The sequence below is a fragment of the Idiomarina sp. D18 genome (assembly GCF_057748155.1).
In genome coordinates, this window is record NZ_CM173240.1 from 1,580,517 (window position 1) to 1,606,252 (window position 25,736).

At 47.4% G+C, this 25,736-nt stretch carries 16 protein-coding genes and 2 tRNA genes; 8 read left to right on the plus strand and 10 right to left on the minus strand.

Features of this window, described 5'->3' with window-relative positions:
* The first annotated feature begins 4 nt into the window (after positions 1-4).
* Positions 5-2,725 carry an insulinase family protein gene (locus AC3AP5_RS07710; RefSeq protein WP_487326428.1) on the plus strand — a complete coding sequence of 907 codons (2,721 nt, stop codon included), beginning with the start codon at positions 5-7 and terminating at the stop codon, positions 2,723-2,725.
* A 147-nt stretch (positions 2,726-2,872) separates the two neighbouring features.
* Positions 2,873-6,238 carry an EAL domain-containing protein gene (locus AC3AP5_RS07715; protein WP_487326429.1) on the plus strand — a complete coding sequence of 1,122 codons (3,366 nt, stop codon included), beginning with the start codon at positions 2,873-2,875 and terminating at the stop codon, positions 6,236-6,238.
* Here the strand turns inward: AC3AP5_RS07715 and fadJ are convergent.
* Both fadJ and fadI read right to left on the minus strand, forming a co-directional pair.
* Complete coding sequence (fadJ, locus tag AC3AP5_RS07720; protein WP_272977614.1) at positions 6,229-8,355, minus strand: fatty acid oxidation complex subunit alpha FadJ; 2,127 nt, start codon at positions 8,353-8,355, stop codon at positions 6,229-6,231. The genes AC3AP5_RS07715 and fadJ overlap by 10 nt on opposite strands.
* Positions 8,355-9,665 carry an acetyl-CoA C-acyltransferase FadI gene (fadI, locus tag AC3AP5_RS07725; RefSeq protein WP_006955144.1) on the minus strand — a complete coding sequence of 437 codons (1,311 nt, stop codon included), beginning with the start codon at positions 9,663-9,665 and terminating at the stop codon, positions 8,355-8,357. The genes fadJ and fadI overlap by 1 nt, the downstream gene beginning before the upstream one ends.
* A 199-nt stretch (positions 9,666-9,864) precedes the next feature.
* Between fadI and AC3AP5_RS07730 the strand changes: the two genes are divergently transcribed.
* From AC3AP5_RS07730 to AC3AP5_RS07755, 6 genes are read left to right on the plus strand one after another with little or no spacing between them, the layout of a single operon-like run.
* Positions 9,865-10,821: an AAA family ATPase gene (locus AC3AP5_RS07730; protein WP_487326430.1), complete on the plus strand. Its 957-nt coding sequence runs from the start codon at positions 9,865-9,867 to the stop codon at positions 10,819-10,821.
* Positions 10,822-10,826: 5 nt separating this feature from the next.
* Complete coding sequence (locus AC3AP5_RS07735) at positions 10,827-11,786, plus strand: DUF58 domain-containing protein (RefSeq protein ID WP_040487790.1); 960 nt, start codon at positions 10,827-10,829, stop codon at positions 11,784-11,786.
* Positions 11,787-11,790: 4 nt separating this feature from the next.
* Positions 11,791-12,258: a DUF4381 domain-containing protein gene (locus AC3AP5_RS07740; protein WP_487326431.1), complete on the plus strand. Its 468-nt coding sequence runs from the start codon at positions 11,791-11,793 to the stop codon at positions 12,256-12,258.
* A complete protein-coding gene (locus tag AC3AP5_RS07745; RefSeq protein WP_006955140.1) occupies positions 12,251-13,237 on the plus strand; it encodes a vWA domain-containing protein in 987 nt (328 codons plus the stop codon). Before AC3AP5_RS07740 ends, AC3AP5_RS07745 begins: the two co-directional genes overlap by 8 nt.
* Positions 13,230-15,083, plus strand: a complete 1,854-nt coding sequence (locus AC3AP5_RS07750) for a vWA domain-containing protein (RefSeq protein ID WP_487326432.1) — start codon at positions 13,230-13,232, stop codon at positions 15,081-15,083. The genes AC3AP5_RS07745 and AC3AP5_RS07750 overlap by 8 nt, the downstream gene beginning before the upstream one ends.
* On the plus strand, positions 15,077-16,816 hold the full coding sequence (locus tag AC3AP5_RS07755) for a BatD family protein (RefSeq protein WP_487326433.1): 1,740 nt from the start codon (positions 15,077-15,079) through the stop codon (positions 16,814-16,816). The genes AC3AP5_RS07750 and AC3AP5_RS07755 overlap by 7 nt, the downstream gene beginning before the upstream one ends.
* An 86-nt stretch (positions 16,817-16,902) precedes the next feature.
* Here AC3AP5_RS07755 and AC3AP5_RS07760 read toward each other — a convergent pair whose 3' ends face one another.
* The 8 genes from AC3AP5_RS07760 to AC3AP5_RS07795 all read right to left on the minus strand — a co-directional run bounded on the left by AC3AP5_RS07760 (position 16,903) and on the right by AC3AP5_RS07795 (position 25,735).
* Entirely contained in the window at positions 16,903-18,777 is a 1,875-nt protein-coding gene (locus AC3AP5_RS07760) for a SurA N-terminal domain-containing protein (RefSeq protein ID WP_272977608.1), read from the minus strand.
* A 150-nt stretch (positions 18,778-18,927) separates the two neighbouring features.
* Complete coding sequence (gene hupB, locus AC3AP5_RS07765; protein WP_011234253.1) at positions 18,928-19,200, minus strand: nucleoid-associated protein HU-beta; 273 nt, start codon at positions 19,198-19,200, stop codon at positions 18,928-18,930.
* 308 nt (positions 19,201-19,508) lie between these two features.
* Complete coding sequence (gene lon / locus AC3AP5_RS07770) at positions 19,509-21,845, minus strand: endopeptidase La (protein ID WP_272977607.1); 2,337 nt, start codon at positions 21,843-21,845, stop codon at positions 19,509-19,511.
* Positions 21,846-21,965: 120 nt separating this feature from the next.
* Entirely contained in the window at positions 21,966-23,243 is a 1,278-nt protein-coding gene (gene clpX / locus AC3AP5_RS07775) for an ATP-dependent protease ATP-binding subunit ClpX (RefSeq protein ID WP_006955133.1), read from the minus strand.
* Between the two features lie 12 nt (positions 23,244-23,255).
* Positions 23,256-23,873, minus strand: a complete 618-nt coding sequence (gene clpP / locus AC3AP5_RS07780) for an ATP-dependent Clp endopeptidase proteolytic subunit ClpP (RefSeq protein WP_006955134.1) — start codon at positions 23,871-23,873, stop codon at positions 23,256-23,258.
* A 112-nt stretch (positions 23,874-23,985) separates the two neighbouring features.
* Positions 23,986-25,284 (minus strand): trigger factor, encoded by a 1,299-nt coding sequence (gene tig, locus AC3AP5_RS07785; protein WP_487326434.1) that lies wholly within the window; start codon positions 25,282-25,284, stop codon positions 23,986-23,988.
* 269 nt (positions 25,285-25,553) lie between these two features.
* A tRNA-Pro gene (locus AC3AP5_RS07790) sits at positions 25,554-25,630 on the minus strand.
* 29 nt (positions 25,631-25,659) lie between these two features.
* Positions 25,660-25,735 (minus strand) — tRNA-His (locus AC3AP5_RS07795).
* Position 25,736 lies beyond the last annotated feature (1 nt).

The following is a 25,736-nucleotide window of genomic DNA, read 5'->3' on the forward strand; positions in this document are numbered from 1 at the left end:
TCCTATGACGCAACCGCTCATAGAAGAGCTCGGTGAAGTTATAAAGAGCCCAAAAGATCCGCGGTCTTTCCGTACACTAAAACTGCCCAATGGACTGTCAGTGGTGTGCGTTCAGATCCCACACAGTAAAAAGGCATCGGCATCGCTGGCTGTGCGCGCGGGTCATTTCAATGACCCGCTTGAAACCCAAGGTCTCGCCCACTTCCTAGAACACATGCTGTTTTTAGGGAACGAACGCTTTCCGGATGCTAACGAGTTCCCCGAGTTTTTGAGTGCCTACGGTGGACAACAAAACGCTTGGACAGGCTCTGAATTCTGTAATTTTTTCTTTGACTGTCAAACCCGAGCACTCTCGCGAGCATTAGATTATTTCTCCGCGATGTTCATGGCGCCGTTATTTGACGAGTCCTTAATCAATAAGGAACGTCAATCAATCGACTCTGAATTCCGCTTAAAAGAGAAAGATGAACTTCGGCGTTTATATCAAGTACACAAGACAACCTGTAACCCCGAGCATCCCTTTAGTAAGTTTTCGGTAGGTAACATGGATACGCTGGCAGAAAGCGATAGCCACTCGTTAAAAGACCAGTTAAGTGAGTTCTTTCGTGCTTTTTTCAATGCCAACAACATGCGGCTTACCATCGTTGGCGCGCAACCGGTTGATGAACTCGCCGAGATGGCGCAACACTACTTTTCGGACATCAGCAGCGGTCAAGAAAATGATCCTAAATCGCTCGAGGCGCTGCCACTTTACTTACCCTCCCAGTTAGGCGTATTCATTCAAGTTAAGCCCGTGAATCCGGCTCGTCGTCTGATCATCACGTTGCCCCTCCCTGGCATTGATGACGACTATAAAAATAAAACAACGAGCTTTATTGCTCACATTCTTGGCTATGAAGGCCCTCATAGCCTCTATGCAACTCTCCGGGCGCGTGGATGGGTTAATAGCCTCTCGGCGGGCGGTGGTATGAGCGGCAGCGGCTACAAGGATTTCAACTTAAATATTCAGCTTACTGAGGCAGGTGTTGTTCACGCCCTACAAGTAGCGCAGGCGGTGTTCAACTATATTCAGTTGATTGCAAGTTCTGGACTCGAGGCTTGGCGCTACGAGGAGAAACGGCTCACTTCCGAACTTTCATTTCACTTTCAAGAGACACCGCCCGCCGGTGAACTGGCTCCTCAACTGTCTGTTAATGCACACCACTACCCCATCCACGATGTCGTTTACGGAGACTACCGCATGGATGGACTGTCGGTTGCTCGAGCTAAACAAACACTGTCTTTAATGGCGCCCGAACGTGCCCGTATCACGCTGATCCATGGCGATGTAGAGACCGATCAACAAACAGAGTTATATCACACACCCTTTAGTATCCGTGCATTGACAAAAGAGGAATTAAACACTCTTAATAGCCCAGCGGGCACTTTTAATTATCAACTACCAGCGCAAAACCCTTATATCACTTCTCATGTTGAACCTTACCCGCTAGAGCGCGAGCTCAGAGAGCCCGTAGCGTTGATAAAAAGCGACAATGTCACCATCTGGCATTTACAAGACCCCGATTTTAGAGTGCCCAAAGGGCATATCTATTTAAATCTCGAATCGCCAGCGGTCAATCAGTCGGCGACTCACTTCGCTGCGGCACGTCTTTGGTCGGAACTATTAATCGATTCGCTGAATGAAGCACTTTATGACGCTGAGGTCGCTGGCTTACACTTTAATATTTACCCGACCCAGTCCGGTATGACGATTCATACAATGGGGTTATCAGCGGGTCAATTGCCACTACTACAACAGTTAATGAAGCAGGCTTGGAAAGTAAAATTTAAACGGGGTCGATTCAATTCTGTCGCTCAGCAACTTAAGCATAACTGGCAGTCCGCCCACAACAATCAGCCGCTCAATCGACTGTTTGCTGAGCTTAATTTGACACTACAGCCGTGCCTGTTCTCGCTCTCCGATATGGCCGAAGGCTTGAACTCATTAGACTATAAAGGCTTTTCGCAACTAAGTAGCGAGCTTTTTAACTCCATGGGGGTGTCGGCTTTAATACATGGTGATTGGCAAGCTAAAACCGCTTTTGAATTACATCAACTGATACGTGACAGCGCCTCAGGACGGTTAACGGCTTCTCCTCCTCAATTACAACCTAAGCGTCTTGAACCTCACACGCACATTCACCGAACCGTAGAGCAAGCGACTGGCGACAATGCCGTGTTAGTATACTTTCAGGGCGATAACGACAGTGCTGAACAGCAAATTACGTGGATGTTAGCGCAACAGTTGCTTAATGCGAGTTTATTCGACGAACTCAGAACCCAGCGGCAACTGGGTTATGTCGTTGGGAGCCAGTATTTCCCTGTTCGACGCCTACCGGGCTTCATGGTGTTTGTGCAATCACCGACGCATAACACATCCGCCTTACAGGAACACATTCACACCGTATTGCACGATAAAATTGAACAGCTCGACAACGTGCTGACATTACAGCGCTGGAAGCACGCTAAACAAACCCTATCTGAGCAATTAACGATAAACGATCGCAGTTTGCGCGCCCGTAGCCAACGCTTTTGGGGAGCGATTCAAATGGCCGAAACTCATTTTGATCGTAACGTTGAAATGAGCGCCGCTCTGGAGCGACTACAACTGTCCGACTGGATAAGTGAGGTGAAGCGTTTAGTTATTAAACAACCTCGTAAAATTGTACTGTTGTCATGCCATTAGGAGATATTATAATAGCTTTGACAGTCAAATCGCTTTAAGTTAGCTTGTAACACTGAGTTAACAAATAATAAGAGCTGTGTAGCAGCCAACAATCGGGTCCTTCAGTTGCGTGCTTTAACCATCACTTTAGTTTGCCTCGTGTTTAGCTTGGCTCTGTTTAATCCAACCTGTCAAGCTCATGATAACCCTCATGTGACTCAGCAAATCAGCGCGCCCATTATTGATATAGAAACAGGACCACGCGGATTTATTTGGCTTGCGACATCTCAAGCGCTCTATCGGTTTGATGGTTCTACCCTTCGCGAAGTTCAATTTAGCAATGTGCTACAACCACAAGATTTACCGCAATTGCGCTGTCTTACTCGTAGACAAAATGACGCTCTATTGATTGGCAGTGATAAGGGTATTTATCAGCTACCGTTTGCATCTAGCGCTTTGGAAGCTTCAATGCGTTTGAGCAGTGAACACTTACTTGATGCGCGTATTCACCAGATTGCGATACCTCAATCAACACCTCTTTTGGCAGTCAATAAACACACGCTACTCGTGGAGCATCAAGGCGAATTACTCCCACAACCATTACAATATGACGACGAGCCAATACGTAATCTTCATTTCGTTAAGCCGGTTGGCGATTGGACTTGGTTAGGTGACGGCAAACAAGTTTATGTTTGGGATGGACTGGGGAGTAACTTATTTAAATTAACTATCGACAACCCAGTGACCGAAAAGTTACCACCCGGTCAGCTCGTTGATATTGCCGAAACTGATCATGTTCTCTATCTGCTTTACACGGATAAACTGGTTCGACTTGACCAACGCTATCGGCTCATTGATGAGACACCGCTAACCAACCTTGGTATCGCCGACCTGCCGTTACAATTAAATGTAATGCCAAGTGGGGAGTTAAAACTGCTCACCCAAGCAAAGTTATATGAACTCTCATTAACACCAAGCGGTCAATTCAGCGCGACCCAAACGGCTCGCACCAAACATATCAAAGGCCCATGGTCGAAGCATTACGTAAGCGGCCAGTTTGAGATCCTACTCAATACAAAAGGATACATTGAGGTTTTACACGCTCCCCCCACCTCGGACAATGCACTCTGGGTCAGTGCCGAAGCGGCGCCATCCGGTCAGGTCAATATCGACTACGCGATCGCGTCATTCGATCTGGAACAGCCGCAGATGTTTGAATACCGAATTGAACCTCTACAAACAACTTGGCAAAAAACATTTCAGCCCTTACAAACACTCAGCCTAAAAAATTTAGAGGACGGACAGTACACGCTTGATGTCAGAGCATACCTACCTGAGCAAGATAGCTGGGTAAGCGCAAGTCAGTCCTTTACAGTCAAAGCGAACGGCTTCACAGCGATGCACTACCTATCGGTGATAATCGTGCTTCTTGCGCTTGCCATTTTATTCATTTTCCTTTTACTTAAACGAAAAGCCCGTGCTTACCATAAGCTCACCGAAGCACATACGTCGTTGCATCAATTACTCAATAGCACCCAACAACAAGTTTGGCATTGGAATCTCGTCAATAGTGAAGTTGAGCGTGTGCACATATGGTCACACTGCCCACATTTTCCTCTTGATGGTGTAAGATTTGGACTGGGCCAATCGGACCAAAGTAACGTTCACCCAGACGACATAGGTGAGCTAACTGCGGCATTGGAGCAGGTAAAATCGGGTCATATATCTCATTATCAATGCACTTATCGAATTAAGAACGGCCAACAATGGCTGTGGGTACTTGAGCGTGGCGAACTCGTGGCAGCCGAAACGTCAGGAAAGCCAATCAAAGTACAGGGTACGCTGAGCGATATTTCCGATATTATCAATAGTGACGAGCGCATTGATATGCTCGCAACCTCGCTAACAAATATTTCAGATGGCATCTGTATCTTCGATCGGTTCTTTAGAAAACGTGAAATCAACACGGCATACGAACGAATTACCGGTTATCAGCGAGAACAAGTCATTGGTCAGGCGTTCGCACTGCCACATTACGATAGAGACTTTACAGATCAAGTCAAACACACAGTGCTTCGGGAAGGAAGTTGGTCCGGCGAAGTCACTGACTTCAAGGCGGATGGTGCCGAGTTACTCCTCGAGCTCACGTTAGATGCCGTTCGCAATGACAGTGGCGAGATCAAATTAATTGTCGCAAGCTTTTCTGATATTACTGAACGTCGTAATACGGAGAACGAATTACGCCGGTTATCAAATACCGACAGCCTCACCGGGTTGCCAAATCGCTCATACTTTCAGGTAAGTCATTCAAATCTGGTTCGCAAACGAGTCGCGCATGCACTGTTGTTGTTCGATTTAGACGACTTTAAGCGTATCAATGATTCTCTTGGTCATGAAGTGGGCGACGAACTTTTATGCCGAGTCGCCGATCGACTCGCTGAATTAGGTCGTCGGCAGGACACGCTTTATCGCCTAGGCGGGGACGAGTTTGGCATTCTCATCGAAGATAACACGGATATTAACGTCATCAGCACCATCGCCCAACAGGTGAATACTGAAATAGCAAAAGCCTATCGTATTAAAGGACATGAGATCGCCTTAGGTAGCTCAATTGGCATCGTGCTTTATCCTCACGATGCACATACCTCACAAGAGCTTCTACAAAAGGCAGATACGGCGATGTATCATGCTAAACAAAGAGGCGGCAATTGCTATCAGTTCTTTAACGCGTCGATGAACGAAAATGCCATCCAGCGTCTCGTGTTGGAGAGTCAAGTGCGTCACGCGATTCGCACCCATCAAGTCGAGGTGTACTATCAACCGAAAATGGAAATTGCGACGGGACATATTTCCGGGATTGAAGCACTCGCCCGCATTCGTGACGAATATGGTCAGTTCATTAGTCCCGCGCAGTTTATTCCACTGTGCGAAGAAACCGGTCTGATTATTCCGCTCAGTGAACAAGTATTACGTACCGCTTGTCGAGACATGCGCCAGCTACTGACGTTACAAGGTGCGCCTCGCAGTGTTGCAATTAATCTGTCGGCAAGACAGTTCACTCAATCGAGCTTAGCGTTGTTTATCGAACAAGTGCTACAAGAAGAGGAAATGCATCCTCGCCATATTGAGTTTGAGATTACGGAAGGCATGGTGATGAGCGACCCCGAGCGCGCGATTGCGATGCTGGAAAATCTTGCAGATATGGGCGTACAACTTGCACTTGATGATTTTGGCACGGGCTATTCTTCACTCGCTTATCTCAAGCGTTTCCCTATGCATACCCTTAAAATCGACAAAGAGTTTGTCGATGATATTACCTTCGATGAACGCGACCGTAAGATGGTCGAATCCATTATTGGCATGGCGCATAACTTAGGTTTAAAGGTGGTTGCTGAAGGCGTTGAAGAAAAAGCTCAATTGGATATTTTAGAACAATTACAATGTGAATATATACAAGGATTCTACTTCGCAAAACCGATGAGCGCCGAAGCGCTCATCGAATTCATTACTAAACAGCAGCCTGCTTACTCATAAAAGCGCTTACCCTGCTCAGCCATTTGCTTCAGCAGCGGCGCGGGTTGATAACGATCACCGCGTTGCTCTGCTAAGCGTTCCATACGCTTCACAATACTGCCAATACCCTCGGCATCCATATAACGGAATGGACCGCCTCGGAATGGTGGGAAACCAATACCAAACACCGAACCAATGTCGCCATCACGCGCACTGCGAATAATGCCCTCTTGCAGGCAATAAGCCGCTTCGTTAAGCATTGGCAAAACACACAGCTCAGCAATTTCATCACCTTCATGCTTCGCCTGTGGTTCAATATTCAGTAAACCGTACACTGATTTATCAACCGGCTTGCCTTTCACACCTTTACCATATTGATAGAAACCTTTGTTATTTTTCTTACCCTTACGACCATCATCAATCAGTTTGTCGAAGGCCGCAGGCGCCTCAAAGCGCGTGCCGAGCTCTTTGACAAGAATCGGCGCAACTTTCGCGGCGACGTCGATTCCTACCTCATCTAAGAGCGTAATCGGACCGACTGGGAAACCAAATTTAACCAAAGACTTGTCAATATGCTCAATAGGTTCACCCGCGATCAACAAACGCGCCGCTTCGTTCATGTAAGGCGCCAAGATACGGTTCACAAAGAAACCGGCACCGTCTTTAACAACGATAGGTGTTTTGCCTTGCTTTTTAGCCAACGCAACCGTAGTGGCAATGGTTTCCTTGGACGTATTTTCGTGAGTAATAATTTCCGCAAGTGGCATTTTATCAACCGGCGAAAAGTAATGCAGACCGATGACGCGATCGGGGTGTTGAGCGCCTTCGGCAATCTGCGTGATCGGTAGTGAGCTGGTGTTGGTCGCGAAAATGACGCCATCCTTACCATTGTTCTCGACATCAGCGACCATTTTTTTCTTCAGGTCGAGATCTTCGAACACGGCTTCAATCACTACATCAACTCGGTCAAACCCGGAGTAATCAAGCGAACCGCTCAGCGAGAGCATGGTTTTCTCTAACTCCGCACGACGCATATGACGGCGTTTAACTTTCTTATTCAAACGCTCGTAGCTGTAATGCAGAGCGTGAGTAATACCCTCAGGACTAATATCCTTGATGCGCGCTGGGATACCGGCTTTGGCCGCAGTCACAAAGGCAATACCACCGCCCATCAAACCACCGCCTAAAACACCCACACGCTTAATATCCGCTGGCTTAACACCATCCGCGCCGGTCTCTTTTTTCATTTCCGTTGTGGCAAAGAAAATCTGTCTAAGCTGATAAGACTCAGGGGTCATCGCCAGTTCACCAAAAGCCCGCGCCTCATAGTCAAGACCCGCATCGCGACCGTTTTCGACGCCTGTTTTGACCGCCTTAATGATCTTATCGATGGCGGGATAATTGCCCTTCGCTTTAGCCTGCGCCTGCTCACCTGCCTTTTTATAAATGATGCCACGACCATAAGCGGTTGCCTCAAGCAACTTGCTCATGCCTTTTAGGTTCGCCTTTGAAGGCTTAGCTTTTGCCTTTTTAGCCTGTTTTACAGCAGCTTCCAGCAAGATTGATTGCGGTACAATCTCATCGACTAAGCCCGCCTTAAGTGCTTGCTTAGCGCGTAACTGCTTACCGGTCAGGATCATAGTGAGACCTTGCTGCACGCCGACCAATGCCGGTAAACGCTGTGTTCCACCAGAACCGGGCAATAAGCCAAGTTGCACCTCTGGTAACCCCAGTGCCGTTTTATCACTGTCGGTACACACACGCACGTGGCACGCCATCGCTAATTCAAGCCCCCCCCCTAAGCAGGCACCATGAATGGCTGCAACAACTGGCACATTCAGCTGTTCGATACGATCAAACATGGCTTGACCTTTGCGCGCCAAACTCTCTGTATCAGCCGCGGTTTCACAATCATTAATCATATTAATGTCGGCACCCGCGATAAAAGAATCGGGCTTACCGCTAATAAATACGACCCCTTTCAGGTCACTATTATCTTCTAGGCGGTTCATCAGACGACCCACCTCATCAGCGAAGCTATCTTTTAAAGTATTCATGCGTTCGCCGGGAACATCGATGGTAATTACCGCAATACCATCATCTCGAACAGCTAAGTGAAATGCGTTATTGTCTGTCATTATTCGCTCTCCAAAATCATCGCGGCGCCCAAGCCGCCAGCGGCACAGGCCGTTGTCAACGCGGTTCCGCCGCCACGACGACGTAATTCATACAACATCTGTGTAATCATCCGTGTACCGGTCGCTGCAAAGGGGTGCCCGTAAGCAATAGAGCCACCCAAGACATTAAATTTCTCCGGGTCAACCTCGCCAATTGCCGCATCACGTCCCAATTTTTCTTGCGCAAACTTCTTACTCGCAAACATTTTCAAGTTGGTCAGCGTTTGCGCCGCAAAGGCTTCATGCATGTCAATTAGCGTTAAATCGTTGAGCGTCATTCCCGCACGATCGAGGGCGATAGGCGTGGCATAGCTTGGACCCATCAACATGTCCTGCTCGACTTCAAGTGCAGCAAATGCGTAGCTACGCAGGTAACCTAAAATAGGATAACCCAGCGCCTTGGCACGGCTTTCCGTCATCATTAATACCGCCGAAGCACCATCGGTCAGCGGTGTTGAATTAGCTGCTGTCACTGTGCCATGTTTTTTATCAAACACGGGTTTGAGTTTGCCGAGTTTCTCCAAAGAAGAATCGCCACGAATGTTGTTATCTCTATCAATGTGCTTTTTATACGGTTCTGGATAAGCGGTCATGACCTCATCATCAAGGTAGCCTGCTTCCCACGCTTCGTGCGCGCGGCGGTGAGAGTTCACCGTTAATTGGTCTTGGTCTTCGCGTGAGATATGATGGCTTTTTGCCATTTGCTCCGCAGTTTGCCCCATACTCAAACCTGTTGAATACTCTGCGACGGCAGGTGGCACAGGGAGTAAGTCCTTTAGACCCAGACGACGTAAAATTGCGATCCGTTGGCCTAAGCTTTTTGCTTTATTCAAGTCGACCAATGCGCGGCCTAGTTTTCGGCTCACGCCGATCGGTAACACCGACGATGAATCAGCGCCGCCGGCAATACCGATATCGACATGCCCTGCCATCATGGCTTCGGCGATATTAACCGCTGACTGGAAACTCGTCGCGCAGGCTCGGGTTACACTGTAAGCATCTGTTGACACGGGAAGCTCCGTGCCGAGCACGATCTCACGGGCAATATTGGGTGCAGCTGGCATCTGTACCACCTGTCCAAATACCAATTGCTGTACCAATTTACCGTCAATTCCCGTACGATTGATAAGCTCTTGGACGACCATTTTGCCGAGATCGACAGCGGGAATGCCATGAAAGTCTGTTGCCTGGCGTGCGAAAGGTGTTCTAAGCCCCGCAACAAAAGCAATGCGGTCCCCTTTCGGTGTTAGCAACCGTTCAGTTGCAGACATATGTTTTCTCCATTAAAAATTAAGCGTCAAATACTGGTCTGACCACACAAGATGTTACAAATTCTAGCTGTTTAATCTACAGATTAAAACCTTGGTTTTCGTTAAAGTAGAGAACACCATTGAAAATAGCATGCTTAGGCTGCATAACAATACAGCTGAGCACAAATCATTCGCAACTAAGATAGTAAGCGGGAGCACCATGGCTGCTGAACAATTCAAACAACTGCAAGCATTTTTAGATAGTCAGGTATTAGGTCAGCCTGAGTTCACCAAGAACTTGTTAATCGCGGTACTTGCCGACGGTCACCTACTTGTTGAAGGTCCTCCTGGATTGGCTAAAACACGTGCTGTGCAAGCCCTTGCCAAAGGCATTGAGGGTGACTTTCACCGCGTACAGTTTACCCCCGATCTCCTACCTGCCGATTTAACAGGTACGGATATATACCGACCCGAGACAGGTGCCTTTGATTTTCAACAAGGTCCTTTGTTTCATAACCTGATACTTGCTGATGAGATCAACCGTGCACCGGCTAAAGTGCAATCTGCATTGTTGGAGGCGATGGCTGAGCGGCAAATTACCGTAGGCCAACGCAGCTATCCGCTATCTGAGCTATTTATGGTCTTGGCGACCCAAAACCCGCTCGAGCAAGAAGGTACATATCCACTGCCTGAAGCACAGTTAGACCGTTTTCTCATGCATCTAAACCTAGACTATCCCGATGCCGACACTGAATTGAAAATTTTGCGCCTGACACGTGGCGAAGCGCTTGATGGGCAGGCGGTGATGCCGACCCCACTCACTCAGCGCCAATTGTTTGAAGCCCGTAACCAAGTGATGCAGCTGTTCTTGGATGAAGCCGTTGAACATTATCTCGTGCAGTTAGTAATGGCGACACGCTCACCGGCCAATTACGATGAAACACTTGCCAGTTGGTTAACCTATGGTGCGAGTCCTCGCGCTACAATAGCACTTGAGCGCTGTGCTCGTGCTAACGCATGGCTCAATGATCGTGACTTTGTCACCCCAGATGATGTCCGCGAAGTGTTTTTCAATACCTTGCGTCATCGCATCATTATTAGCTATCAAGCAGAAGCCGACGGTATTAGCCCGGACACGGTGCTTGAACGTATACTCGAACTAGTTCCGTCGCCCTAATGCCAATGCAAAAATTAACAACTGAGCAGTGGTTGGAAAGGCTCCATACCGATGGTTTGCAGCCCAACATGCAAGAATTGATGTACTACCGCACTAAGCTACCCGCTTTTGCTCGTCATCAGCGTCAGCTGCCTGCGTCCTCGCAGTCTGGCGCGCTACTGAGCAAAACCCGCGGACGCGGTATGGAGTTTGATGAGGTCCGTCATTATCAACCAGGCGACGATGTGCGATCGATCGATTGGCGTGTCACGGCACGGACGGGTAAAGCACATACAAAGCTCTACCGTGAAGAAAAGGATCGTCCCGTATATATTGTGGTTGATTTAGCGCTAACGCAACTGTTCGGCAGTCAACTCCTGTTTAAGTCAGTACAGGCGTGCCACCTTGCCTCTGCACTTGCTTGGCAAACACTTCAACGCGGAGACAAAGTCGGCGGTATCATTAGCAATGGGTGGTTACAAAACGAATACAAACCTAGTTTACAACACAAATCAGTGATGCACTTTTTACGCGGGCTCACGGAAGTTCACCAAGATAGTTTGCAGCGTTGGCAACAGCAAACACCTCCGCACCCTGCACCACTGAATCAAAGTATCGAACATTTAACACATTTAGTGAAACCGGGTAGCTTAATAAACGTAATCAGTGATTTTGAACACATAGAAACAAAGACGCTGGAACAATTGGCGCGTTTAAATACTCGAAGTTCAGTAAGAAGTTTTAAACTTTTTGATCCGATGGAGCAACAACTACCCGCGGGTTATTCCAGTCAACCCTTAAGCATTCATGATGGCGAACGACAAGCCATGGTCAATTTAAACAATGCGCGTCAACGGCTTGATTATCATCAACGGGCGATGAGTGAGTTCGAGCAACTGTTTGAGCGCTTTAATCAGTATCGCTTACCGCTAACACGTGTAAGCTCTGCGATCGCCTTAGAACAACAATGGCCTGAATTACGGTGATGAGATGTCCGGTCTAATACAGCAAGCAGATATAAGTCAGTTAAAAGATATTGTAGAGCCGCCGAGTGCCTCAGTTCTTCCTCTCGCAACGCCGATCTGGATTATTTTGATTGTGCTGATTGTGGGTTTGAGTATTGCTGTTATTTACGGTTGGCGTAGTCATTTACGTCGTAAACCATTACGTTACGCACAACAGGCGCTCAACCAGCTTGAACAACCCACAGTAAAAGAGATCACCTTCATTGCTAAGCGTGCAGCTTTGGTTTATTTTCCCCGCGAAGAAATCGCACCTCTCAGTGGTCGCACATGGCTCGAGTTTTTAGGTGCAAACGAACAACAGCATGCCGAACTACTCGCCAATGCCGATCGCTTGTTGTTTCAACCTGGACACAGTGACTGGGTCGAGCAATACCGTCAGTTAGTGGCAGACTGGGTTGGGCAATCACCGCGGAGGTTAACACGTCATGTTTGAGTTTGCCTGGCCATGGTTATTTTTATTGCTGCCGTTACCATTGTTTGTGCGCTATTTTCTACCCAAAGCACAGCAACAAGCTTCAGCAATTCGTATCCCTAATCTGCATGGACTGAGTGACGGTCATCGTGATGCCCGAGCCCGTCCCTTCATGTGGCTACTACTTTGGCTATGCTGGCTACTCCTTGTTATCGCTGTAGCACGCCCACAGTGGCTCGGCGAGCCACTACCGGTTCGCAATGAGGGACGTGAGATTATGCTAGCAGTGGATCTATCTGGCTCAATGGAAATTGCCGACATGACGCTCGATGGCCGTAATGTCGACCGTCTAGAAATGGTCAAAGCCGTACTTGGTGACTTCATTGAGCGCCGCAAAGGTGATCGCTTAGGACTGATCCTATTTGCCGATACCGCATTTCTTCAAACGCCGATTACCTACGATCGTAACACCGTGCAACAGATGCTCGACGAATCGGTACTCGGCTTGGTTGGCGAACGCACCGCCATCGGTGATGCTATCGCCCTAGCTGTTAAGCGCTTCAAAGGTAAGCAACAAACTAACCGAGTATTAGTGCTTTTAACTGATGGTCAGAATACCGCAGGTAATCTATCGCCAGAGCAAGCGTTAGAACTGGCAAAAGCTTATGACGTCCGTATTTACCCGATTGCTGTCGGTGCTGAGGAAGTTGTTGTGGATAGTGTTTTTGGTCGACGTAAAGTCAATCCGTCACGAGACCTAGACGTACCTCTCATGCAAAATCTTGCCGATGAAACAGGTGGCGAGTATTTTCGTGCGCGCAGCACCGAGGAGCTCGAGCGCATTTATCAATTATTGGATGAGTTAGAACCAGTACAAGGCGCGGAACAACAGTTACGTCCACGAAAGGCGTTGTTTTTCTGGCCGCTTGCTGGCGCATTGATCTTACTAACACTCTTGAGCGTGATGCATTATCGTCCATGGAGAGGTGAACATGGCTGATTTTCACTTTATACGTCCCGCGTGGTTATTTGCCCTGCTACCTTTGGCGTTTCTTTATGCACGTCTTTTGTTTATTGGTAAGCATCAATCTGGCTGGCATCAGTGGCTACCAAAGCATCTTTCTAATGTTTTGGTTAACAGTGGTGGGCAAATGACATTTTGGTCCGCCCATCGATTAGGGCTTTTCTGGATCGTCGCAACCTTAGCGCTCAGCGGCCCGACCTGGGAGCGCCTCCCGCAGCCCGTATACCAGTTAGACAGCGGACAGGTCGTGTTGTTGGATATGTCACCCTCGCTGCTCGCTGAAGATATCAATCCTAACCGGTTGACGCGAGTACGTTTTAAGGCGATGGATTTAGTTCGTTCCGGACTCGACGGCGACACTGGCTTAGTAGCATACGCGGCTGACGCCTTTACTATTAGTCCCCTGACCGAGGATAACAATAATCTGCTTACCCTCATCCCCTCCCTGTCACCTGAAATTATGCCGGTAGCCGGTAACAATCCACTAAGCGCGCTCAAACACGCCGATCAATTACTCACTAACGCAGGCTATTCACAAGGCGATATATACTGGATTACCGATGGTATCGATAGTCAGGATATGGCCGATGTGAGTAATTACCTTCGAGCCACGGAACACCGTGTTTCAATTCTAGGTGTCGGTACAACGGACGGAGCGCCTATTCGAGATAAGGAGGGGGCTTTAGCCAAAGACAAATACGGGCAAGTGGTGGTTGCCAAACTGTACCCTGACAGGCTCCGCGATTTAGCTCATTTGACAGGGGGAATTTACGTTAACTCGACGTCGACCAATCAAGATATCGACCAATTTATGGCGCTTGAGCCCTTATCCAGAAAGGGCAAGCAGGGTGATATACAACAGCAAGGCGATCAATGGCTCGATATGGGTCCGTTTCTGGCTCTCTTACTGATTCCCATGGTGCTATTTAGTTGGCGGAGAGGCGGTACGCTGGGCAGCTATATTATTGGTTTTATTGGGCTCTCCTGCATGACGGTTCCGCAAAGCGCCTTTGCGCAGGAATCGACAACCGATCCAGGCTGGTGGTTAAATAACGAGCAGCAGGCTCAGCAGCTTTTGGAGTCTGACCAATGGCGGCGGGCAGCTGAACTGAGTAGAGATCCGCTTCGTAAAGGTGCAGCCCTTTATCGTCAGGGCGACTATGCGGCTGCCGCAGAACAATTCGCGCAGCTTGATACGCCCACGGGATGGTATAACCGAGGTAACAGTTTAGCCCGTCAGGAGCAGTATCAAGCCGCTATCGACGCGTATGATGAAGCATTACTTCAACGACCTAATTGGGAAGAGGCCCAAGCAAATCGACAATTAATGCAGCAGCTTTTGCAACAACAAAAGCAACAGCAAGGTCAGAAACCAGGCGATAAAAATAAAGGTCAGCAAGATCAAGACGACCGTCAAAGCGGACAAGGTCAAAATGAGTCGGAGCAGCAACAAGACCAACAACAGGGCGACCAGCAAGGCGAGCAATCTAATCCTGAGGGTGAACAGGAGCAAAACTCAACAAGCAAAGACCGCCAACAGTCGCAACAAAAAGATAGCCAACAGTCGCAACAGGAAGAGCAGAAACGGCAACAACAATCACAGCAACAGAAAAAAACATCAGATCCTGAACGCGAGCAGCGCAGTCAACAAACTGAATTTAGTGACGATATTGATCCCGAGCGAGCTCGCCAGTTAGAACAATGGATGAATCGCGTACCCGATGATCCCAGTATTCTGTTACGCAGGAAAATGTATTTAGAGAGTCAACGCAGGCAGCAACAAGGCGTGGGTGACCCAGAAGGAGTAGAACAAAAATGGTAAGTCGTTGGTATCGCTTATGTATTGCGTGTGTCATGGTTCTGGTTTCTTTCAGCGCCCACGCAGATGTCACGAACATCACGAGTACAGTCGACAAAAACCCAGTGATCGCAAACGAGTCGTTCATTTTAACGGTGACCTTTAATGACGACGTCCCCAACTCGGCCTTCCAGCCAGATATTCTACTGAACGATTTTGTCGTCGGCCGCACGAGCGTCAGTCGTCAAACCTCGATTGTGAACGGTGACTTAAAAAAATTAACGCAATTTACCACCGTATTAGTTGCAAACGATCCGGGCGACTATCAGATTCCGAGCATCAGCCTTGATGGGGCGAGTTCAGATCCGATTACCATGACCGTTGTTGAGCCAGGCTCAGATGCTGCGAAACGCAGCGACAAAGTGGCATTTGTCGATGTGACATTAGATACTCAACAGGTTTTTCTACAACAGCCGATTCATTATATTGTGCGCCTCTATCTCGCCGCTGACCTTAACAAAGGTAACTTAGTCCCCCCGACTATGGAAAACGCAGATATCCGACAAATTGGTAAAGACGAAGAATACAGTGAAATGAATCATGGTCGCCGGTATCGGGTCTATCAGCGCACCTATCAAATTACTCCTAATCAATCGGGCGAGTTTACAATTGAGGGCGCACGATTCGACGGCGAAGTATACGCCTCGGGTCAGCGATCTATTTTCTCGTCCTTCTCTAATACGCAACCTGTCAGCGCCATTGCAGAGCCAAAAAAGGTCCAAGTTAAACCTATCCCCAAAAATTGGACAGGACACTGGCTTCCGAGTGATTTAGTGACAATCAGTCAAACCGTAAAGCCCGAAAAAGAGGAATATAAAGTGGGCGAGCCGATTTCAGTATCGTTGATGCTCACTGCGGTTGGCGTTAAGCCTGAACAGCTTCCTGATATTAACTACAACTACCCTGACAGCGTGCGGGTTTATCCAGATAACGAGAGTACGGATCAGTTCGTAAGAAACGGCATTAACATCGCTCAAAAGACGGTTAATTACGCCATTGTCCCACAGCAGCCAGGCGATCTCACGGTTCCAGGAATTAAAGTGCCTTGGTTTAATACCAAAACGCAACGGCGTTCAATCGCCTCGACCAATGACCTCAGCTTCACAGTCACCGGCGCCCCGATCACTCAAACACCTGACATGCCGTCAGCCCAACAACCCGAGAAGACAGTTGCTCCTGATGAAGTCATCGCAAGCGACACTGCGGCGGCACAACAGCAAGATGATTCAACCAATTACTGGGTTTGGTTAGTTATTGCGTTGATCATTGCCTTATTGACCAGTTTAGCCGTTAATGTCTGGCTATTTAAAAAACGTGAAAAACATGCTCACACGGGTTCACACGAATCAACTCAGTCGCAACCAGTCACTCAGAGTGAAGCTTGGCGTCAATTCCAACAAGCGTGTGCAAGTAATCAACCTAAACTTGCCGAACAGTCGTTGAAGCGATGGGCAAGACAAAACTTTGCGCAACGCATAACAACCCTTCAAGAGGTTGAACAGCTGCTAGCGCAACCCGCAAATACCCAGCTATCGGATGAACTCAACTCGCTTCAAGCCGCTTTGTATTCGGCTCAAAAGGTAGATAGTTGGCAACGAGGAAAACAGCTTTATCAAGCTGTCAGAACAGCGCAACAGCGTAGCGATACAGCATCCAAAGCCTCCTCACCATTGCCTCCATTATACCCCATTAAGTAAACCAGCACCGTTGCTGAGGGTAAAAAAAAACCTGGCATTTACAATGCCAGGTTTTTTTATTGCGCTCTTATTTAGGATTTAGGCTATTAGTCATCTGACTGTGAGCGTGAAATAGAGGCTTGCTCAACTAACGTCTCAATAAATGCTTGAAGCATTAATTGCGATTGACGGTTTTGAAGCTGCTGAACCACTTGCTGATTCGCTTCCTCACCCTCGATATCTGCTTCGTTCACTTTTGTTAACGCAACAACCGCAGCATCGCCGTTCGGCATTTCAATCGTCGTCAATGCGGGCGCATCTCCTACACTCGGTGCCTCAGAGAACAAGGCGCGTAACACTGCACGTGGATGGTTTTGATTATCCATGCCAATGGCATCTAATGTCATATAGTCAGCGTCTGGCTCACCTTGCTCACGCCACTGCTTCTTCCAGGCTTCAGCTTGCTCCAAGGCAAGCGCTTGTGCCTTTTGCACACGTAGCTGGCTAACAATTTGTTCGCGAACGTCGTCCAACGGCTTAACTGCCTGAGGTTCGTGCTCTAAAACCCTGACAACTAACGAGCGATCATCTGCTGTTTCAATGACATCACTGTTTAATTTCTCATCAATCAGTTGAGGATCGAAAATACGATTAAGTGTCGCTTCGTCACTGAGCGCAGTAGGCGCGTTCTGTCGGGTAAACAAATCAGAAGTACGCACCGTCGAGTTAATGGCATCGGCCGCTGGCTCTAACGTATCAGGTTGCTCAAAGCTTACTTCCGCCAATTTTTGTTGTAACTCAAAGTATTTATCATCAACCTGTTGTGCTTTTAGCTTTTGACGAATTTCACCGGCAACGTCCTCAAGTGGTGTGACTTCGCCTGGACGAACATCAAGTAGCTTAATGATATGGTACCCGAATGAGGTTTCGACGATATCTGAAACATCTCCGACGTTTTCGAGCGCGAATGCGGCATTATCGAAATCCTCATCCATAGACCCTTTCGTAATCCAGTCTAGGTCACCGCCCTGCTCGGCGGAAAATGTATCGTCAGAATACTCTTTTGCGACAGCGGCAAAGTCAGCACCGTCATTGAGCTGAGCCAACGCTTCTTGCGCTTTTTCCTGAGCATTGTCGCTATCGCTTTCAATCAAAATATGAGCCACACGACGTTCTTCGTCAGTGCGATACTGGTCAATCGAACCCTGATAATAGGCTTTGACTTCGTCATCGCTCACTTTAACGTCATTGTAAAGTTCAGCTTTAGATAACTGGACAAATGCGACTTTGAGTTGCTCAGGCGTTTGAAACTGTTGTTGGTTTTCGTTGTAGTAATTTTCGATATCGCTATCACTCAACTCAACCTGGTCAACGAAATTGGCGTTTTCAGCAATAATGTAAGCGCCGCTGCGAGTCTGCTTTTGCAAGCGCTGCAATGCAAGTGCCTCTGCTGGTAGCGCAAATTCGGTCGCACCAATGGCTTGAGCGATCTGACTTCTGATCAAGTCATCACGTAATACCGTCGCAAATTGCTCTGGGGTATATCCCGCGTTACGCAGAGCCATCAAATAAATATCGTTATCAAATTGACCCGCAGAACGGAACGCTGGAATATCACGAATTTCTTGTTTCACACGTGCAGCAGAAACACGCATGCCGTGATCACGCGCGTACTGAACCAACAACTCTTGTTGAATGAGTTGTTCCAGCACATTAGCGCGTACCGATTGCATGTAACCCGGCTGCGAGCTAACCGCTTCAAACATGTCGCCAAACTGTTCTTGCAAACGATTACGTTCGTTCTCGTATGCGCGTTCCAACGCTTGCTGACTAATCTCAGCATCGTTGACCTCAGCCACCGTGGTTGTGGCGCCACCAGTCACATAGCTACCTACGCCCGCCAAGGCAAAGGTCAAAATAATCAGGACCAGAACGGCTTTCGCAGTAAAGCTCTGCGACCCTTCTCTTATCCGCTCTAACATAATCAGGACTTCCTTCAATCGCTCATTTTAACGGTGCAGTATTATATCTAAACCGCTATAAATCGCATCCTTTAAAGCAAAAAATAACCCGAAGCATCGGCTTCGGGTTACTCGTATCAGCAAATAAAAAGCGCTTAAAAGCGCCTTGAATTAGTTTACTGCGTCTTTCAGAGCTTTACCGGCTTTGAAAGAAGGTACTTTAGCCGCAGCGATCTGAATAGTCTCGCCCGTTTGCGGGTTACGACCTGTGCGCGCAGAACGCTCACGAACACTAAACGTACCAAAGCCAACCAATGCGACTTGATCGTCTTTTTTCAATGCATCAGTTACCGCATCGATCATTGAATCTAATGCGCGACCCGCAGCAGCTTTAGAGATATCTGCACCTGCAGCGATTTTATCAATTAACTGAGACTTGTTCACAGTATCATCCCCTTCGATTGTTATTATCAAGATTCCGTGGTTCCATTCGGATTATTAAGATGGTCCGAAATTGTTATATCAAGCTTATTCAATATCTTCAACACCCTTTTCAGTACGATGCGATGATAGAAGCTACTCGGAAATTGGTTACAACACCCGTATAAGCTTTAATCCTTAGGCTACCACAGTCGTAACAATTGAAAACCCTTTTTTAGTAAAATTTTAACGAAAAAAATGCGGTCTGTAGAGCATTTCTAGCGCTCGAGACCGCATTTTGTCGTTGCTATATCAAAAAACTGAATAAAAAATTAAGTCTTTGTTGGATTTCGCTCTAAAGCGACCTCAAGTACCTCATCAATCCATTTTACAGGCTGAATCGTCAAGTCTTGCTTCACGTTATCAGCGATTTCCTTCAAGTCACGCTCGTTATCTTTTGGAATTAACACATGCTTGATGCCACCGCGATGTGCAGCTAGCAGCTTCTCTTTCAAACCGCCAATCGCCAACACCTCGCCTCGCAGTGTAATCTCACCCGTCATAGCCACTTCTGAGCGCACGGGTATCTTAGTTAACGATGACACTAAGGCGGTCACCATAGCAATACCGGCACTTGGACCGTCTTTAGGCGTCGCCCCTTCAGGCACGTGAACATGGATGTCGCGCTTCTCATGAAAGTCTTCTGCAATGCCTAGCTTATCAGCACGGCTTCTAACCACCGTAAGTGCGGTTTGAATCGACTCTTGCATAACATCGCCAAGCGAACCTGTTGAAGTAATCTTGCCCTTACCGGCAACATTTGTTGCCTCGATAGTCAGCAAGTCACCACCCACTTCTGTCCATGCTAAGCCTGTTACTTGACCAATTTGGTTAGCTTCTTCAGCCTTACCATAGTCAAAGCGCTGCACACCCAAGAAGTCACTTAAGTTATCCTGATTGATAGTGACTTGCGTAATCGACTTATCCAACAAGATCGTTTTAACCGCTTTACGGCATAACCGCGAAAGTTCACGCTCTAAGTTACGCACACCGGCTTCACGTGTGTAATACCGGATAATGCCTAGAATCGCGCTATCTTCAACGTCAATTTCTTTCTTCTTCAAGCCGTTGCGATCAATTTGCTTAGGCAATAAATGTCGCTTAGCAATATTCAACTTCTCATCTTCGGTGTAACCCGACAGTCGAATCACTTCCATACGGTCCAACAACGGCGCTGGAATATTCATACTGTTAGAAGTGGCCACGAACATAACATCAGATAAGTCGTAATCGACTTCCATGTAGTGGTCGTTGAAATTAACGTTTTGCTCAGGATCAAGCACCTCAAGCAATGCCGACGCCGGGTCGCCGCGCATATCAGACGACATTTTGTCGATTTCATCAAGCAAGAATAGCGGGTTACGTACACCCACTTTTGACATCTTTTGAATTAACTTGCCTGGCATGGAACCGATATACGTTCGACGGTGACCACGTATCTCAGCCTCATCGCGCACACCGCCTAGCGCCATACGTACGTACTTACGTCCCGTCGCTTTGGCAATCGATTGACCTAATGATGTTTTACCAACACCCGGTGGACCCACCAAACAAAGAATGGCGCCTTTCACTTTGGATGTGCGTTGTTGAACAGCAAGATACTCGATAATACGTTCTTTGACTTTCTCAAGGCCGTAATGGTCTTCATCCAGAATACGTTCAGCATTACCCAAGTCTTTCTTAATGCGTGACTTCTTCTTCCACGGTATGGATACCATCCAGTCGATGTAGCCACGGACAACGGTCGCTTCTGCCGACATCGGTGACATCATTTTTAGCTTGGAAAGCTCTGCCTCGACTTTTTCACGAGCCTCTGCAGGCATCTGCGCATCGTCGATTTTTTGCTGTAATTGCTCAAACTCGTCAACGCCACCTTCGCTCTCGCCAAGCTCCTTCTGAATGGCTTTCATTTGCTCATTCAGATAGTACTCGCGCTGGCTTTTTTCCATCTGCTTTTTAACACGGCTACGGATGCGCTTTTCAACTTGCAGAATGTCGATCTCGCTTTCCATCAACGCCATCAGATACTCCAAGCGCTCACGGACATCGGTAATTTCTAAGATATGTTGTTTCTCGGCTAACTTGAGCGGCATATGTGCAGCCATGGTGTCAGCCAAACGATCACATTCATCAATTCCAGACAAGGAGGTCAGTACCTCCGGCGGAATTTTTTTATTCAGCTTCACATAGCCTTCAAACTGGTTCATTGCCGAGCGGACCAGTACCTCTTCCTCTTTTTCAGGCAATGACTCAGATGCTAAGTAATGAATACTCGCCTGAAAATAGTCGTCACTATCTTTGAGTTGATCAAGTTCAGCGCGTTGCTGACCTTCAACTAATACTTTGACGGTGCCGTCAGGTAGTTTCAGCAATTGTAAAATACTCGCTACCGTGCCGACACGATAAATGTCCTCTTCCGTAGGCTCATCAACCGATGCATCTTTCTGGGCTGCTAAAAAGACACGTTTATCGCCATCCATTGCAGCCTCTAAACAACGGATAGATTTTTCGCGACCCACGAACAGTGGAATCACCATATGGGGGTAAACCACTACATCACGTAATGGGAGAACAGGCATATCTAGTTGCTCTGTACGTTCTTCGCTCATCAAATTCTCCTGACCTTAGTTCTTTCTTTAATATGTGGTCTATATGGCAAAGTTCAACGGTTTGCATAAAAAAAGGGCCGAAATGGCCCTTTTTGTCAACTTTGGGCAATACACACCCGCTTATTCGCCTGATGCGTGTTTTTCATCCGACTGATTTGAGTAGATTAAAATAGGGTCTGATTCGCCAGCTACCACTGATTCATCCACCACCACTTTAGATACGCCGTCAATCGAAGGAAGATCATACATAGTACTCAATAATACACCCTCGACAATAGAGCGTAAGCCGCGTGCACCGGTCTTACGGTTCATTGCTTTCTTAGCAATCGCTCGCAAGGCGTCTTCACGAAACTCGAGCTCTACATCTTCCATTTCGAACAATGCGGAGTATTGTTTCGTAAGCGCATTTTTCGGCTCACGCAAAATTTCAACGAGTGCATCTTCATTGAGTTCATCGAGCGTTGCCACGACAGGTAAGCGACCAATAAACTCAGGGATCAAGCCGTAGCGAACTAGATCTTCTGGTTCAACCTGACTGATGATTTCACTTTGCGCCGCACTGTTGGGGCTTTTTACTTGAGCGCCAAAGCCAATGCCTGTTCCAGTCGCTAAACGTTGTTCGATCACGCGCTCAAGCCCAGCAAACGCACCACCGCAAACGAACAAGATTTTCGATGTATCAACTTGCAAAAATTCTTGTTGTGGATGCTTACGTCCGCCTTGTGGAGGTACAGAAGCGACCGTGCCTTCAATTAATTTCAATAACGCTTGCTGTACCCCTTCACCACTCACATCACGTGTAATGGATGGATTTTCAGACTTACGCGAAATTTTATCAATTTCATCAATGTAGACAATGCCACGCTCTGCTTTCTCAACGTCATAGTCGCATTTCTGCAGAAGTTTTTGGATAATGTTCTCTACATCTTCGCCCACATAACCTGCTTCCGTTAGAGTGGTCGCGTCCGCCATGGTAAACGGAACATCCAAGAATCGCGCCATTGTCTCAGCAAGGAACGTTTTACCTGAGCCAGTCGGACCAATCAGCAAAATATTACTTTTACCCAGCTCAACGTCATCTTTGCCTTTACCTGCGTTACGCAACCGTTTGTAGTGGTTATAAACCGCCACTGACAATACTTTCTTGGCACGCTCTTGACCGATGACATAATCGTCCAAGTGCTTACGGATTTCTTTGGGCACAGGAAGCTTATCGTGTTCAGGTGCCGCAGCAATATTTTGAATTTCCTCCTTCAAAATATCGTTACATAAATCGACACACTCATCACAAATAAACACTGAAGGCCCAGCGATAAGCTTTTTCACCTCATGCTGACTTTTACCGCAGAATGTACAGTAGAGCGGCTTTTCACCGTCGCCTTGCGTTTTATCGGTCATTCGACTCTCCTACTACTCTTCGCCGCGCTTATTCAATATGCCGTCGACTAAGCCATAATCGACTGCTTCAGGCGCAGTCAAGAAATGGTCGCGATCCGTATCACGCGCCACTTTTTCGTAATCTTGCCCAGTATTCTCAGCTAACATACGGTTTAGACGCTCTTTCAGATCCAATATTTGCTTCGCATGGATCTCGAAATCTGAAGCTTGTCCTTGGAATCCACCAAGCGGTTGATGAATCATCACGCGTGAATTAGGCAAGCAATAGCGTTTACCCTGTGCGCCGCCTGCAAGCAAGAATGCGCCCATGCTGGCTGCTTGACCCATACATACAGTACTCACATCCGGCTTGATAAACCGCATGGTGTCATAAATCGCCATACCCGCAGTAACAACGCCGCCGGGAGAGTTAATATAAAGATAAATGTCTTTATCAGGATTGTCTGATTCCAAAAACAATAATTGGGCAACAATCAAATTAGCCATGTGGTCTTCGACCTGTCCACAGCAAAAAATGACACGCTCTTTCAACAGTCGCGAATAAATATCGTAGGAGCGCTCACCTTTAGAGGTTTGCTCTACAACCATCGGAACGAGCTGTGCCATGGGATCCTGAATATCGTTAGACATGAATGATAAAGCTCCTAATAAGAAAAAGGCTCGTATGAGTTACATACGAGCCATTAAACCAAGCAGTGACGGAGCTCGTCAAGGACTCCGTCGATTTATCCTCGCGGATAGATTATTGCTTAGGGTTCATGATGTCATCGAAGCTCGCTTCTTTCTCTGTCACTTTAGCTTTATCAAGTACAAACTCAACCGCTTGCTCTTCAAGCGCAACATTACGAATCTGTTGCATCATGTCGTTGTTAGACTTGTAATACTCAATGACTTCTTGCGGATCTTCGTAAGCTGAAGCAGCGTTTGCGATAATCGTATCAACACGCTCGTCTTCTGCTTTCATCTCGTTAGTACGAATGACTTCGCCTAACAATAGACCCACTTTCACGCGCTCTTTTGCTTGTTCTTCAAACAATTCAGCAGGTAAATTAGGCATTTGCTCGGCGTTACCACCAAAGCGTTCTGCTGCTTGTTTACGCAATGCATCGATCTCCTGATCGATCATCGCTTTTGGCAATTCGACTTCGTTGTGCTCAACGATGCCTTTCAATACTTGCTCTTTAACTTTGCTCTTAACCGTGTTGCTCAGCTCGCGTTCCATATTTTTGCGAACTTCCGCTTTTAATGCATCAACACCGCCTTCTTTCACGCCAAACAAAGCAACGAACTCATCGTTAAGCTCTGGCAGTTCGCGTTCTTCGACTTTCTTAGCCGTAACCGCAAACTGTGCATCTTTACCTTTAAGGTTTTCAGCGTGATAGTCTTCTGGGAAGGTCACCTCGATGGTTTTCTCTTCACCTGCTTTAATGCCTTTGATCTGATCTTCAAAACCAGGAATCATGCGGCCTTCACCCAGTTCAAGTGCAAAGTCAGACGCCTTACCGCCTTCAAACTCTTCACCATCAATTGAACCCACGAAATCCATGGTTACGCGATCGCCGTCTTTAGACTTACGCTTAACTTCTTTCCAACCCGCGTGTTGCTTGCGCAACGTCTCTAACATGCTATCGACATCAGCATCAGTGACTTCAACAGTGGGTTTTTCAATTTCGATCTTGTCGAGGTTTTTAACCTCAACTTCTGGGTATACTTCAAAAGTTGCAGTGAACTCTAGGTCTTTACCTGGTTCGTTAACTTTAGGCTCGATCGCCGGCGCACCTGCAGGGTTAATTTTCTCCTGCATGATCGCTTCATAGTATTTGCTCTGCATTACGCCAGATTCGGCACGAGAGCGTGCTTCGCGACCAAATAGCTTCTGCAATACGTGTGGAGGAATCTTTCCCTTACGGAAACCATTCACACGGCGGTGACGGTATTCTTCTTTTAATAAACGTTTTACTTCGTTATCAATAACGTCCGCCGGTACCGTAATCGTCACACGACGTTCTAAACCTTGTGTTGTCTCTACAGAAACCTGCATTGCCTTTTTACCTCGGTTTCAATCAGTGAAGTGTTGCTTGCCCTTAAAAGCTTACTCAGTTCACACCAACCAGCTCACACCAGTCGAGTGTAACCCAAGGGACTTTAACGCAAACAACGGCGTTATCCTTTAAAAATGACGCAACATTATAGCGGGTCAGAGGCGAATAGTCGAGAGTGAATTCTGTACTGAACAGCACGAGCTGTAAAACGGAAGTGGTATTCAGGGACGCGATTTTTATCGCAATGCACTAACGATGAAATTACGAATGGTCGGCGAGACTGGATTCGAACCAGCGACCCCTTGGACCCAAACCAAGTGCGCTACCAAACTGCGCTACTCGCCGATTATAATAAGGATTTTGAAGAGAAGAAGTGGGGTGGATGATGGGACTTGAACCCACGACAACCGGAATCACAATCCGGGGCTCTACCAACTGAGCTACACCCACC